Below are 13,535 nucleotides of genomic sequence, written 5' to 3'. Positions count from 1 at the left end.
ACAGGATAAGAACATGTCAGCCACTTCTTTCGGTGCATCCTCGGCGAATATCAGCCGGGGACGCGTTGCCCGCTATCTGCGCACGGAGTCTGGTGCTGCGGTGCTGCTGGTGATCGTCACGGTCGTGGCGCTGGCGTGGGCGAACTCGCCGCTATCCGATGCCTATTTCGCGTTGTGGCACCTGGACGTCGGGTTTGACTTCGGGCCGCTGGGCATGCACATGGATCTGCATCACTGGGTCAACGACGGCCTGATGGTGGTCTTCTTCTTCCTGATCGGCCTGGAGGTGCGTCAGGAGTTCGCCCACGGATCGCTCAGGGACCGCAGCCGTGCCCGTCTCGCTCTGATCGCGGGTGTCGCAGGTGTCGTGCTTCCCGCGCTGGTGTATGTCCTGATCGTGGGGCTGGCCGGAAGTGAAGGCCTGCACGGGTGGGGGGCGGTGGTCGGCACCGATACGGCATTCATGCTGGGCACCCTGGCGATCGTCGGCCCGCGGCTATCCGGTCAGTTGCGCGTGTTCCTGCTCACCCTGACCGTGGTCGATGACTTCCTCGCCGTGTCCATCATCGGCATCGTCTATAGCGAGGAGATTCGGATCGTCCCGTTGTTGATCGCCCTCGCCAGTCTCGTTGCGTTGTGGTGGCTAGGGCGCACCCGCCAGTGGCGGGCAATGCCGTATGTGCTGATCGTGATCGTGCTGTGGCTCGCAACCGTGTACTCCGGCATCCATGCCTCTCTCGCCGGGATGGCCGCGGGGCTGCTGATCCCCGCCTACGCGACGCAACGTCACAAGGTCGTCGCGGCAAAACAACTGTTCCGCGACTTCTGGCAGTCTCCGAGTGCCGCATCGGCCCGCGCGGTGGACTGCGGGCTGTCCCGGGGTATCTCGGTGAACGAGCGATTGCACGAGTTCCTGCGGCTGCCGACGGCGCTGCTGATCGTGCCGGTGTTCGCCTTGGCGAACGCCGGAGTGGACGTGCGTGGCGGGCTGCTCGCCGAGGCCTTCGGCTCGCCAGTCACGTGGGGCGTCATCGCAGGGCTCGTGCTCGGCAAGCTCGTGGGCATCGGGCTCATCACGCTCGTCGCCGTCCGTCTCGGCCTGGGCCGGCTGCCCGAGGGCGTCGGGGTGGGGAGCGTGTTCGGTGGTGCGGCACTGTCCGGGATCGGCTTCACCGTGTCGCTGCTGATCATCGGGCTCGCGTTCGGCACGACCTCCGACCTGGGCCGCCAGGCGACGGTCGGCGTGCTCGTGTCGATGGTGTTCGCCACGTTGCTCGGGTGGCTGATCTTCAAGGTCGCCGCCAAGCGGTGGGGTGAGAAGACCGCTGACCTGCCGATGGTGCTTGAGCCACCGGTCGATCCGGAGATCGATCACATCCGCGGGCCGGAGGACGCCCAGCTCACACTCGTCGAGTACGTGGACTTCGAGTGCGCGTACTGTGCGCACGCGACCGGTTCTTGGGACGATCTGCGTGCCCACTTCGGGGACGACCTGCGGTATGTGGTGCGCCATCTGCCGCACCACCCGCACGGGCCGATCGCCGCGCGGGCGTCCGAGGCAGCGGCGAACCAGGGGATGTTCTGGCCGTGGCTGGACTTCGTGTTCACCCGTCAGCATGCGCTGGAGCGCGAGCATCTGATCGGCTACGCCGCCGAGCTTGGGCTCGACGTCGAACGGTTCATCGCGGATCTCGACAGCACCGCGGTGATCGAGCGTGTCGAGCGCGACCTCGCCAGTGCGGTCGCCAGCGGTGCGCACGCCACGCCGACGTTCTTCGTCGAGGGTCGTCGTCTGCGCGGCAGCTACGACGCCCGCACTGTCACCGCGGCGCTCGAAGCCAGTCGCCGCGGCCCACGAACTCAGGAAGTCCCGTCCTGAGCGGGACGAACTACAGGATAAGAACATGCCAAACAATTCTTTCGGTGAATCCTCTTGTACCGCTGCGGCCAGCGGCCTCGTGCAGGTGCGCGGGGCGCGCGAGAACAACCTCAAAGAGGTGGACGTTTCCATCCCGCGTAACGCGCTCGTGGTGTTCTCGGGAGTCTCCGGCTCCGGGAAGTCCTCGCTGGCCTTCGGCACCATCTATGCCGAGGCTCAGCGACGTTACTTCGAGTCGGTGGCCCCCTATGCGCGGCGATTGATCGACCAGGCCGGCGTGCCCGACGTCGATGCGATCGACGGCCTCCCGCCGGCGGTGGCGCTGCAGCAGCAGCGTGGCTCCAGCAACGCGCGTTCCTCCGTGGGCAGTGTGACCACCCTGTCCAGCCTGGTGCGGATGATGTATTCGCGCGCCGGCGCCTACCCAGCCAACCAGCCGATGCTGTACGCCGAGGATTTTTCGCCCAACACGCCGCAGGGAGCGTGCCCGACCTGCCACGGCCTGGGCCATGTGTACGAGGTGACCGAGGCCATCATGGTGCCCGATCCCTCCCTGAGCATCCGCGAGCGGGCGATCGCCTCCTGGCCCCCCGCCTGGCAAGGCCAGAACCTGCGCGACATCCTGGTCAGCATGGGCTACGACGTTGACCGACCGTGGAAGGACCTGCCGAAGAAGGATCGCGACTGGATTCTGTTCACCGAGGAAACACCGACGGTGCCGGTGTACGCCGGCTTCACGCCCGCCGAGACCCGCGCCGCGCTCAAGCGCAAGATGGAGCCGAGCTACATGGGCACCTTCACCGGTGCTCGCCGGTATGTGCTGCACACCTTTGCCAACACCCAGAGCGCGCTGATGAGAAAGCGCGTGTCCCGGTTCATGGAGGGCAAGCCGTGCCCCACCTGCCACGGCAAGCGGCTCAAGCCCGAGGCGTTGTCGGTCACCTTCGCCGGCGTGGACATCGGCGCGTTCATGCAGATGCCGCTGGACCAGTTGGCGGCCTTGCTCGAACCCATTGCCCAGGGTGATTTCCGCGCCCATGCAGCGGGGGCGGCTACGGACAAGGAAGCGACCCGGCGCGACCGTGCCCAACGCGCGGCCTCCGGTCGTGCCGTACACGCGGTATCGCCCGACGTGCGCCGCACCTCCGCGCTGTCGGAAGAAAAGCGCCTCGCCGCGCAGCGCCTGGCCGGTGGCGTGATGGCACGCCTGCGCCAACTGCGCGGGCTGGGCTTGGGCTACCTGACGCTGGACCGGGCCACGCCGACGCTTTCGGCTGGCGAGTTGCAACGCCTGCGGCTGGCTACGCAATTGAGTTCCCTGCTGTTCGGCGTCGTGTACGTGCTCGACGAGCCCTCGGCGGGGCTGCACCCCTCCGACAGCCAGGCCCTGTACGACGCACTCGATCGGCTGCGCGACGCAGGCAACTCGGTGTTCGTGGTGGAGCACGACCTGGAACTGATGCGCCGCGCGCAATGGCTAGTGGATGTCGGGCCGGATGCCGGGGAGCGTGGCGGCCGCGTGCTCTACAGTGGCGAGCCGGATGGCCTGCGCAAGATTGCCGAATCGCGCACCGCCCGTTACCTGTTCGACGAGATCCCCGCGCCGGGGAGCCGGGCACGCGAAGCGATCGGCTGGCTGGAGCTGCAGGGCGTCCACCGCCACAACCTGCATGGCGTGGACGCACGCATTCCGCTGGGCGTGCTGACGGCCGTCACCGGCATCTCCGGCTCGGGCAAGTCCAGCCTCGTCGCGCAGGCCCTGCCGGAGCTGGTGCTGCTGCACCTGGGCCACGAGCCGGAAGACGATGTAGCCGAAAGCGCCACCAGCGAAGGGCCGGCAGTGATCGAAGCGACCGGCGGCCATCTGGCGGGCGACGTGGACGCCGTACAGCGTCTGGTGCAGGTGGACCAGAAACCGATCGGGCGCACGCCGCGGTCGAACCTAGCCACCTACACGGGCCTGTTCGACCATGTGCGCAAGCTGTTCGCTGCCACGCCCGATGCGCGACGCCGCCGCTACGATGCCGGACGGTTCTCGTTCAACGTCGCCAAGGGGCGCTGCGAGACCTGCGAGGGCGAGGGCTTCGTCAGCGTGGAACTGCTGTTCATGCCCAGCGTGTACGCGCCGTGCCCGACGTGCCATGGCGCACGCTACAACGAGGCCACGCTGAAGGTGCAATGGAACGGGCGCAACATCGCCGAGGTGCTGCAGATGACCGTGGACGAAGCCAGCGAATTCTTCGCGGGTGAAGACGCTGTGGCAAGGCCACTGCAACTGCTGCGCGATATCGGACTGGGCTACCTGCGCCTGGGGCAACCGGCCACCGAGCTTTCCGGTGGCGAGGCGCAGCGTATCAAGCTGGCGACCGAGCTTCAGCGCAGCCAGCGCGGCCGAAGCCTGTACGTGCTCGACGAGCCGACTACCGGGCTGCATGCGTCGGACGCCGACCGGCTGCTGGTGCAGTTGCAGCGCCTGGTCGATGCCGGCAATACCGTAGTGATGATCGAACACGATATGCGCGCGGTGGCCCAGGCCGATTGGGTGATCGACGTGGGGCCTGGTGCAGGCGCTGCCGGCGGCAGCATCGTGGTGGCGGGCTCCCCTCAGCAGGTGGCCCGAACGTCTGGCAGCAGAACCGCTCCGTTCCTTGCACAGGAGTTGGCGCGGGCCGAGTAGCTCAGTTCGCCAAATGTTGCCAGTTTTCGCGGGGCATTGATCGTCGCCACACGACGGTGGCGATCAATGCCCGAATCGCGTCATCCTTCCTGAGTCAGAGCAAGATAGGGATTGTTGGGCGGTATTTCGGCGAGTGCCAAGGACCCATCTTCGAGGAGGTAGCCATGCAGTCGGCGGGACTTCCTCGGGCCCGTGACTTCACAGGTCCAAATGTTCAGGCCATTGGGCTGCTTTCGATGTAGCTGCAGCTTCTCGAAGCGCTTCTGCACCCACTGCCAATCCTGTTGACTCTCCTGCTTGGCGAGTGCGGCCACTTCGGGATGCTCCTGCGCATAGCGTTGGAACACACCCGGGCTGACCAGGTAGGCCGTGTCATTCACCGTATGCACGAGTGCCTTCGCGTCGTTGATGATGAGCCGTCGTGAGGCGATTCCCTGCTTCAGCCAAACCATGAACTGTTCCCCGGATGGCTTCGTTGCCGATGACCCAGGCGTAGGCGCGGGTGCAGGTGCAGGCGATGGAATGGACGTCGCGGCTGTTGCTGGCGCGGGGGTGTGGAGGAACTCCTCGGCATCCTGGCCAACGCCGGCCGACTCACCCAAGCCCACCATCGCGAGCAAATCCTCCATGACGTCGGGCACGGGCTGGGCTGCGGGCGGTGAAACGATGGTGGTGCTGTCGCCCTCCCAAATCGGAGGCTCTTGACCTCCCTGCGCTGGGTTCACCGAGACGGTAGGCGCGGGAGCCGACATGCTGGCGTCGTTTTCCGCGGGCGTCGCGTCGATCTCTACCGTGCCCGCGAAAGGTGCTGGTCGCTCGCCAGACTCCCAGATCAGCGCGGGAGCGAGACGCAACAGGGTGAACGAATGGGACCAGCCGGTCGTGCTGGTCACGGTCGCGCGCCAGACCGCCTTGCCGTCCGGTGTGGGCTGCAGCATGCCGTGGTCCTGCAGCACATTGAACACGGCGGTGTTGTTCGCAGGAATGCCATCGATCCCCTGAGACAGGAGGTGTGCGCGCAGTTTGTCCGAAACCGTCTTGCTCACCAGCCACAAACCATCCTCGGTGAGCCAGCCATCGGAGGCTTCCGGCTGGTTCAGCTTCAACTGTTCCTTGAGCAGGTAGCGCAACCCGTCCAGCAGCTTGCGTTGCAGTGCGTGCTTGGGCGCGGCCATGGCGCGCGCCGGATCGCCGCCCAGCTCCTGGGCCACCGACGCCCGGTCTGCTTGCACGACGAGTTCCCCCAGTACACCGGCATGTTCGTACTGACCGGCCAGCACATAGAGCAGCGGTGCCCAGAGAGCCGGATAGTCGCTGAGCCAGTCCAGGACGTGGCGGTCGAGCAGTTGGCGATAGAGCAAGCCTGTTGCGGCGCTGTGCAGGCGGTATTCGCGGTCGTCACGGTAGCGAAATCGGTACGCCTGGTGCAGCGGGCCATGCCACGGATGCCAAGTACTGCCGTCGGCCAGTTCGACGTGTAGATCGACGGCGATCTTGCCAATATCGTGGAGCAGCGCAGCATAGGCAACGGCGGCGGTCCAGGCTTCGGACTGGGCCGCCTGGTCTTCGGGACTGGCACCGATGGGCAGCAGATGGGACTGCCGCAGTTTCAGGCTGTAGGCGACGATCTCCAGGCCGTGGTCGAGCATGCCGCCCGGGTAGGCATGGTGATGCGCCTCGGAGGCCGGGAAGGCCTGGACCAGTTCGGCATAGCGTTCCAGGGGCGTGCGATACAGGGTGGCGAATTGCCTACGCGAGAGCGAGGTACGCTGCCAGATGTGCTCCAGCAGCTTCTGCCGGCGTGGGGTGGCCAGCAGCGATGCGGCCGACTCAGGACGCAGCAGCCCTTTCGGGAGGGCGGTGACGGGTGGTGGCGTCGGTGCGGCAGCGACCGGGGGCCGTTTTCGCTGGAACAGGGAAAGCATGTGGGTGTCCTGATGACGGGCCGACCGGGAGGCCTTTTGGCCTTTTCGAGGTAGGGCCTTTCCCCTTGCACCCCATTCCCTTGCCATTTCGGCCCTTTGGCCTTTAACCGTTTCGGTATAGCGAGGCCTGGGTTGCGGCTCCAGCGTCAATGTGGAACCCGCTCGAATGCATTGGACGGCGACCCGGCGCTGGCCTCTGCCTATGCTGTGGGAACGCTGCTTCCGCCAGGTAGGTTGTTCTCACTCAGGCGACTAAGTTGACAGACGCGACAAAGGCGACTAGAGTGAATCCTGTCCCAAACCTACTCGGGAGATGACCATGCCCACTGCCATTGAATTCATTGCCGACCGTCTGCCGCGCGTCACGGTGGAAGATGTACGCCGCTTCGCGGATACCGTCGAAATCCGGGATGCCACGGCTTTCGCGGCCGAGTTGCAGGCGTTCGTCCACGAGCGTGTGGAAGCGGTGACACTGCCCGCCAACTTGGAGGGGGAGACCGTTGGGCAGGCCCTTGCACGCAAGGCGGCCGCGCTGCGCGCCGACACGCGCTGGGCACCGAATGAAACCGACGTCCAGCGAGGCCGCGCCGTGCTGCTGGAAACCTTCAACCAGCCGCACAACCTGCCGCCCGCGGAGTTCGCCAAGCTGGCGGACAAGTCGCGCCAGCAGATCTACAAGGACATCCTCGCGCGTCGGCTGCTGGCGCTGAACGTGGGGCCGCGCGGTCAGAAGCTGCCCGACTGGCAGCTCGACCCGGTGAAACAGCAGTTGACCCAAACCGTGCTTCAGGAGGTCGAGGGTATCGATCACTGGACGATCTACCGCGCACTGTCCGAACCGCTCGAAGGCTTGGGTGGGCGCTCGCCGGTGGATGCGGTGACGCATGGCACGATCGATGACGTGGCCGAGGCCGTGTTCAACGTGCTGGGCGTCCAGGTGCATTGAAGCGAGATCGCCATGAGCCACGAGCTGCCTTCGTTCCTGATCGATGCCGGTGAACTGCTCCAGCATGTGAGCCGCGTCGTCTATCGGGGCAGCCCGCTGTACTATGGTCGCAGCAGCACGAATCGCTACGATGACCCGGCGGGGGCCTACGGCGTGCTCTACCTGGGGCGCGACCTGCCCACGGCGCTGATGGAGTCGGTGTTTCACAAGCACCAGTGGCTTGAAGACACGAAGCGCTCCATCGCCCTGAAGGAGGTCCACGCCCGGATGGTCCGCGCCGTGGGCGTGCTGGACGACGTGCTCCTGGCCGACCTCACGGCGCCGGGCGTCATGGCGGGCTACTTCGGCCTGAATCTGGAGCAGTTGGCGAGCCGCGACTACACGCACACGCAGCAGGTGTCCGCTCAGGTGCATGCGATGGTCGGCGACGACGGCCAGCCGCTGTTCGACGGGGTGCTCTATCCGTCGCGCAACAACTATCCCGCCGCGAGCATCGCCCTGTTCGAGCGTGCGGGAACGAAGGTCAGCGTTGTCGAGGACATCGACCTGGTTGACCATGTGGACTGGCCGCGTTTCGTTGCCACCTACCGCATCGGCGTGGAGCCCGACCCCGGCCCGGTGGAACCGGATGACGAAGCGTCCTGAAGCAGCAAGAAAACACATTGAAGCCCGAAACGGAATGAAGTGGAGCAAACAGGAATAGGCATTCCTCAGTAGCAGGAGACGACCATGAACACGACGACCCGCACCAGTACCGCAGAACGCCTCGGCCGTACCTTTGGCCGCGGATGGCGCGTCTATGCGCGTGGCGAACGGCGGGTATCGAATTGGTTGGTGGCCAAAGGGGTGCCTTCGGTTGGTGCCACAGTGCTGCTGTGGGTGGTCAAGCTGGCTGTGCTGGGCGCGCTGCTCTACGCCGCCTTCTGGTTCGCACTCGTGTTGCTGGGAGTCGTGGTGGCGGGATGGGCGGCGGCTGCCAATACATCGGAAGAAGACGAGTGGCCGTTCACCGACCTCACCGAACTGCGCAAGACACCCGGCTACGATCCCAATCTGTACAACGATACGTCGCACGAGTTGTACACCGACGACTGATCGGCACCGCGCTACTTCAGCTTACCTCCGGTAAGGGCCCCAGCGCCCTTACCGCCTGCTTGGCCGGCGCTCTTGCTGCCATCTGAAAGCCCCTGGATGACGTGCCCGGCCCGAATCCCAACCCAGGTAAGGCTCGCAAGCCAAAAGCCCGGCAAGACCAGGAACATCGTGCCCATGACGAACATCAGGAGCAGGTCGCCAAAGGCATTGTTCAACCCCACCAGCGGATCGAAGTTAGTGTGTGGCCGGTTCCAGCCGAAGCCCCACCCATAGAGCGCATCGAGGATGGTGCTGTCGATCCAGCGTGCGAGTTGGAACCAGAAATCGGTGAAGAACAGCGCGAATTGCACGACGCTGACGGTGACGACCGTCTTCAGGTCATAGGTTCCGACGACCAGTACGAGCGGGATGCAGATGACCAGTGCCATCTTGAGCAAGGCAAGCACCATGGGCAGCGCCTGGCGCACCACGTCCATGGCGGGAAATGCGGCAAGTGCCCCGACCGCCATTCCTACATCCCCCGTGGCCCGCGTCACGATGTTCGGCAGGGTCTTGTCGATCTGGCCGCCGTAGTCGGTATAGACCGAACCCTGGTTGAGCTTCTGCTGTCGCGGTGACGCGATGGTACGGACCACCGAATCGTCCACCTCGGTACGGCTCAGGAACCCGGCCCAGCCCGCCAAGCGATTCAACAGGCTGGGGTCCACCTGGCCCAGCAGCCGTGCCCGCAGGCCGTTGCTGCCATCGGCCCACCACTGCCTGCAGGTCGGGTAGCCGCCGCCACTGGCCACCTGCGCAAGCCCTGCGTCGCGGGTGTCGTCATAGGGCCATGACTCGCGCGCCGTGCTGGAACGGTAGCTGTCGTAGTAGCCGCCGGTATCCGTGAAAAACCTCGAACCGATCCAGGTCACGTCGTTCATTTGAGCGTCGTCCAGCTCCGGCCGCGCCATGAACAATTTAGCGCGTGCAGGTCCGTAGCAGTCGTGTGTGAAATCGGCCACTTCCTGAGCCAGAACCGGGTCATTGATGCGGGTAGCGTCGATCTCCATGCGCATCTGTCGCAGGTCTGTCCCGCACGGGATTGCCGCCACCGAGGCGCTGGTGACGGCGCGCGAGAGCGCGTGCATGAAGGCCCACCAGACCGGCACCTTGGCACTCTGGTTGTTGATGGTGCTGAAGGACTGGGACCAGCCGGTATCCGTGGGCTGCGGCACGTTGACCTGGCACTGGGCCGAGCGCGAGCTGTCGTACTGAATTGTGTTGAGGTCCACGTCGATGAAGGGGATGCCGGCGAACATCACCACCACGATGGCGACGAACACCCGGTTCTCGATGCGTGCGGCCGAGAGCACGCCCTTGTTGCCTTCGTCGGCACCTTCCGCACGGGCCTTAAGCCATTCCTGCACGATGATCGCCACGAAGGGCAGTGCGAATACCCCGCTGGATACCAGTACCGCCCAGATGCCGTTGTTGACGATCCAGGACACCAAGGTCAGGTAGTACTCCAGGTAGTCGGTTGTGAAAAGCGTCATGGCTCGGACCTCCCCTCAGCCCTGCATCAACAGGCTGGCTTCAAGCGCCACGATGGCAACGACGCCGGCGATCTCGCTGCGTACCAGGCGGCGCCGCGCTTGCGCGTCGTCCTCACGCGCAAGCAGCCGGCGACGCATCCAGACCCAGCCGTAGGCCGTCGCGCCATACAGGCACAGCCGCCAGACCAGGAAGTAGCCCGCTGCTGCCGCCAGCCAACGCTCCCAGCCCGCGACACTTCCGACGAGGTAGATGCCAACGATGTTGGCACCCACGGCGACGGCCGCGAGTACCATCGTCCACAGCAGCGCCTTCGCTGCGCGCCGGTTGAACAGCCAGCGCGGGCGCAGCCAGGCCGCACGCATCAGGCTCATGGCCGGCCTCCCGGATTGCCCTTCTGCAACTGATCGAGGCGGTCAGGCACCGGATCGCCTTCGTAGATGCCACGCGAGCCCGCCGCGCGCGTGCCGTGGCGCTGGATGATCGCCATGGGCGAGTTGTTCGCCAGCTCCCGGCGCAGCTCCAGCTCGGTCTTGAGGTTGCGAATCTCGCGATCGAGCGTGTCGCTCTCGTGGTTCACCGCCTCCACGGCGAGCTGGTTGGCCGCCACGTTGGGCTCCTTCTTGCCGGTCAGCAGCGTGCGTTGCAGCAGTAGCGCCTTCTCCAGCACCGACGCCAGCGCAACCTCGGACGCCAGGCGCTGCGACAGCAGGTGCTGGTCCGGTTCGTCGCGCAGTGCCTCGACCACGCCGCGCGTGATGGGCAGCGACGCGCTGCCGGCCTCCCGCAGGTTTTCGGGCGTCGTGTTCTTCGCCTTGGAGACCAGGTCCTGGAGCGCCTGCAGCTTGGCGTCGTACTCCTCCTGGATCAGGGGCGTCAGCCCGACGCCGGGCACCGTCTCCGTCTTGGTGCAGGCGTCGCAGGTGCGCTGCTCCTTCTCGCCGAGCACCCGTGTTGCCCACTCGATGGCCGCCTGCGGCGTGGTCCAGGTTTGGCACGACAGGCTCGTGCAACTGGCCGGAGCGATTGCCGACGTGTCGGTCACCCCGCGGCCATTGACCAGGTTGTAGCCCGCGCGGGTGACGTCACCGACCACCTTGATCGCGGGCTGACCGGAGCCGCCGGCATTGCTTCCCCCGACCCAGGGCACGCCATCGTTGCCACGGCGCGTCTCGGCCTGCTCGATGGCCGAGACGGCATCCGTGCTCGAAACAGCGTCACGCAGCGCCAACCCCTCTGCCATCTGGCTCCAGCCGAGTTGGCCGCCAGCCGTTTCGGCCATCTTTTCGGCCATGGCGCGGCACGTCAGCTTCGAGCGGTCGAAATCCAGCCGCGCTTGCAGAACGCCGTTGGTGAGCAGGTTGTAGAGGCCTGGATCTGCACGCTGGATGATCAACGCCGGCAGGGACGCCACAGCACTCGTAGCACTCTGGATCACCGAGGACATGATCTGCTGAAAGCCATTGGTGACACCGTTGAGTTGATTCTTCAACGTGGTCTGGATGCTCATGTCGCCGCAGATCAGATTGCTGTTCCAGCCGACACCCACGCCGAGCGAGCGCATGCCGGCTGCGCGGCCCATCGAAACGGCGCTGCCGCCGCCGATGGAGTACATGACGTCATCGCCGATGACGTTGCCGCTGGTCTGGTAGCCCAGTTGGCCCCAGGCCACGCCGCTTGCCAGAACCAACGCGCCGGTAAGCGCCAAACAGATCCTCTTGCCACGAGCCGGTGGGGAGAACTGCATAGAGTCGGAACGCTTCATCGCGGCACCTCAAAGGAAATCAACGCTGCCAAGGAACACCTGTCCACGGCGTTCGCAGCAGGCATACGGCCGCCACAGCGCCCAGGCGTAGTCGCCTTGCTGGGCCTGAGTCAGGAAGCCGGTGCGTGGGAAAACCGTGCAGGACGAGGACAGGACGGGCGTGAGTTCCTGCCACTTGCCAGTCGAGGCATCACCCTCCATCAGCGCGCTGGCGGGCCAGTAGCCATCGCGGGCATTGGCAAGCAGCGGCTGGTACACGTGCAACTGCCCGCGGCGCGTGACGACATCGCCCGCACGCTGGGCCACCACGGCTCCCGATTTGTGGTCGTCGGTCTGGTGCAGGAAGCCGCCGCGGGGATACACGTTGCCCCAAAGGTTCATCGTGGTGCGTGCGCCGACCTCGCGCATGCCGGGAATCAATGCCTCCGGGTAGGCCATCTCGGGCACGTTGTAGCGCCAGGCAAGCGTGTCCAAGGTGCTGAGCAGATACGGCATGAATGCCGTTCCCGCGCCCTCGCAGAAGTAGCCCGAGGACGAAACAAACTGGTTGAACACCTCGACGCCGGGATGGCCGATCACGTCGGCGTTCTTGAATTTCGCGAGATTGTTTTCGTGATCCTCGTTCGTCGTTCCATCGCCGCCCGCTTGGGCGGACGGGTTGGCCGTACTCATCGCCCGGACTTCGACCCACGGGTTCTCGCCCGTGTTGCTGTAGCTGGAGACGACCGCATCGGGGATGTAGTGGCGCACCTTGACAGAGGTGCGCACCGTGCAGCCTCCCCAGGTGCAGTAGAGCCAGTAGCAGATACCCACCACCCGGTACTCCAAGCAATCGGGCGAGGCCACCGAGGCAACGATGGCGGTGGTGTTCAAGGCGTAGCTACCCGTGGCGCTGAGCAGCAGCAAGGAAGCCACGCCAGCCCGCATGCGGCGCATAAGGTCGAATGGCCTCGTCATGGCTGGGTCCTCCGACGCTGCTCGATGCGCGCGACAGCGCGGGCCACATCCGGCTCGCCATAGACCACGTAGCGCTGATCCACCACGACAGCCGGGATGCTGGTGATGCCCAGGCTCCATGCGTCGGTGACGCCCTGGTATGCGGAAGCGATGCGGCGCTGTAGGTCGGCGCCGCCTTGGTTCAGCCGACGCTTGACGGTGGCCGCCGCCTGTTCGGGGGCGGCGGGCAGTTCCGCAGAAAGCTCCGCTTCAATCCGGCGGGCTTCGTCCAGCTCGATCAGCCGCTCGCCGCCCATGGTCTTGACCGGGTGGTGGCTGTCGGTGACGACCAGTACGTCGGCTGCGAAGGTGACGGGGCTGAACACGGCCAGGGACGCCGGCAGCGCCACGACGAGACCAAGGGTTCGCCAGCCCGACGCGAACGTGGAAAAGGATGCCGGCATGTCGCGTGCCCCGAAAGTTGATCAGGGCCATAGTCAAACGCGAACCCGATGCCACCCCAACAAACAATGCGCATCGCGGGCTGCCCGCATACCTGCTTGTCCCGGGCCATAAAAAAACGGAGGCCGAAGCCTCCGCGAGGATCAATGAAGCAATGCGACCGTTACAGCAGGCCTGACTCCGCAAAGGAGAACGGGGAACCTTGGCCTACGATGATGTGATCCAGTACCCGTACATCGATGAGCGCCAGCGCGGCCTGCAGTTGCTGGGTCAGCACACGATCCGCGCTCGACGGCTCGGAGATGCCCGAGGGGTGCTGG

Annotated in this window: 12 protein-coding genes; 5 read left to right on the top strand and 7 right to left on the bottom strand. The window is 65.5% G+C overall.

Annotated features, from left to right (window positions below; translation table 11 throughout):
* Positions 1-13 precede the first annotated feature (13 nt).
* Positions 14-1,879, top strand: a complete 1,866-nt coding sequence (gene nhaA / locus ACEU5R_RS26000; RefSeq protein ID WP_028690949.1) for a Na+/H+ antiporter NhaA — start codon at positions 14-16, stop codon at positions 1,877-1,879.
* Positions 1,880-1,904: 25 nt separating this feature from the next.
* Positions 1,905-4,556 carry an excinuclease ABC subunit UvrA gene (locus ACEU5R_RS25995; protein ID WP_028690950.1) on the top strand — a complete coding sequence of 884 codons (2,652 nt, stop codon included), beginning with the start codon at positions 1,905-1,907 and terminating at the stop codon, positions 4,554-4,556.
* An 80-nt stretch (positions 4,557-4,636) separates the two neighbouring features.
* Here the strand turns inward: ACEU5R_RS25995 and mobH are convergent, their stop codons facing one another.
* On the bottom strand, positions 4,637-6,481 hold the full coding sequence (gene mobH, locus ACEU5R_RS25990) for a MobH family relaxase (RefSeq protein ID WP_028690951.1): 1,845 nt from the start codon (positions 6,479-6,481) through the stop codon (positions 4,637-4,639).
* 319 nt (positions 6,482-6,800) lie between these two features.
* On the opposite strand from mobH, the gene ACEU5R_RS25985 reads away from it, so the two are divergent.
* From ACEU5R_RS25985 to ACEU5R_RS25975, 3 genes are all read left to right on the top strand, one after another.
* Positions 6,801-7,427 carry a hypothetical protein gene (locus tag ACEU5R_RS25985; RefSeq protein WP_023657212.1) on the top strand — a complete coding sequence of 209 codons (627 nt, stop codon included), beginning with the start codon at positions 6,801-6,803 and terminating at the stop codon, positions 7,425-7,427.
* A 12-nt stretch (positions 7,428-7,439) separates the two neighbouring features.
* A complete protein-coding gene (locus ACEU5R_RS25980; protein WP_028690952.1) occupies positions 7,440-8,072 on the top strand; it encodes an RES family NAD+ phosphorylase in 633 nt (210 codons plus the stop codon).
* 84 nt (positions 8,073-8,156) lie between these two features.
* Entirely contained in the window at positions 8,157-8,522 is a 366-nt protein-coding gene (locus tag ACEU5R_RS25975; protein WP_028690953.1) for a DUF3742 family protein, read from the top strand.
* A gap of 11 nt (positions 8,523-8,533) precedes the next feature.
* On the opposite strand, the gene ACEU5R_RS25970 is transcribed toward ACEU5R_RS25975, so the two are convergent.
* The 6 genes from ACEU5R_RS25970 to ACEU5R_RS25945 form a co-directional block, all read right to left on the bottom strand.
* Complete coding sequence (locus ACEU5R_RS25970; RefSeq protein ID WP_028698647.1) at positions 8,534-10,054, bottom strand: conjugal transfer protein TraG N-terminal domain-containing protein; 1,521 nt, start codon at positions 10,052-10,054, stop codon at positions 8,534-8,536.
* A gap of 15 nt (positions 10,055-10,069) precedes the next feature.
* The gene (locus ACEU5R_RS25965; RefSeq protein WP_017516006.1) at positions 10,070-10,426 is read right to left on the bottom strand and encodes a hypothetical protein; all 357 of its coding nucleotides are present in this window, start codon (positions 10,424-10,426) and stop codon (positions 10,070-10,072) included.
* Positions 10,423-11,817, bottom strand: a complete 1,395-nt coding sequence (locus ACEU5R_RS25960) for an integrating conjugative element protein (RefSeq protein ID WP_023103896.1) — start codon at positions 11,815-11,817, stop codon at positions 10,423-10,425. Before ACEU5R_RS25960 ends, ACEU5R_RS25965 begins: the two co-directional genes overlap by 4 nt.
* A 9-nt stretch (positions 11,818-11,826) precedes the next feature.
* Positions 11,827-12,774: a TIGR03756 family integrating conjugative element protein gene (locus tag ACEU5R_RS25955; RefSeq protein ID WP_023103897.1), complete on the bottom strand. Its 948-nt coding sequence runs from the start codon at positions 12,772-12,774 to the stop codon at positions 11,827-11,829.
* The gene (locus ACEU5R_RS25950; RefSeq protein WP_017514119.1) at positions 12,771-13,217 is read right to left on the bottom strand and encodes a TIGR03757 family integrating conjugative element protein; all 447 of its coding nucleotides are present in this window, start codon (positions 13,215-13,217) and stop codon (positions 12,771-12,773) included. Before ACEU5R_RS25950 ends, ACEU5R_RS25955 begins: the two co-directional genes overlap by 4 nt.
* A 161-nt stretch (positions 13,218-13,378) precedes the next feature.
* Positions 13,379-13,535, bottom strand: a 157-nt coding sequence (locus tag ACEU5R_RS25945) for a JAB domain-containing protein (RefSeq protein ID WP_331430957.1), incomplete at its 5' end; no start/stop codon positions are given.

The sequence above is a fragment of the Achromobacter sp. 413638 genome (genome assembly GCF_043119405.1).
Classification (GTDB): domain Bacteria; phylum Pseudomonadota; class Gammaproteobacteria; order Burkholderiales; family Burkholderiaceae_B; genus Achromobacter.
Note: the sequence above shows the minus strand (reverse complement) of the source record. Positions and strands in the feature narration are given on the sequence as shown.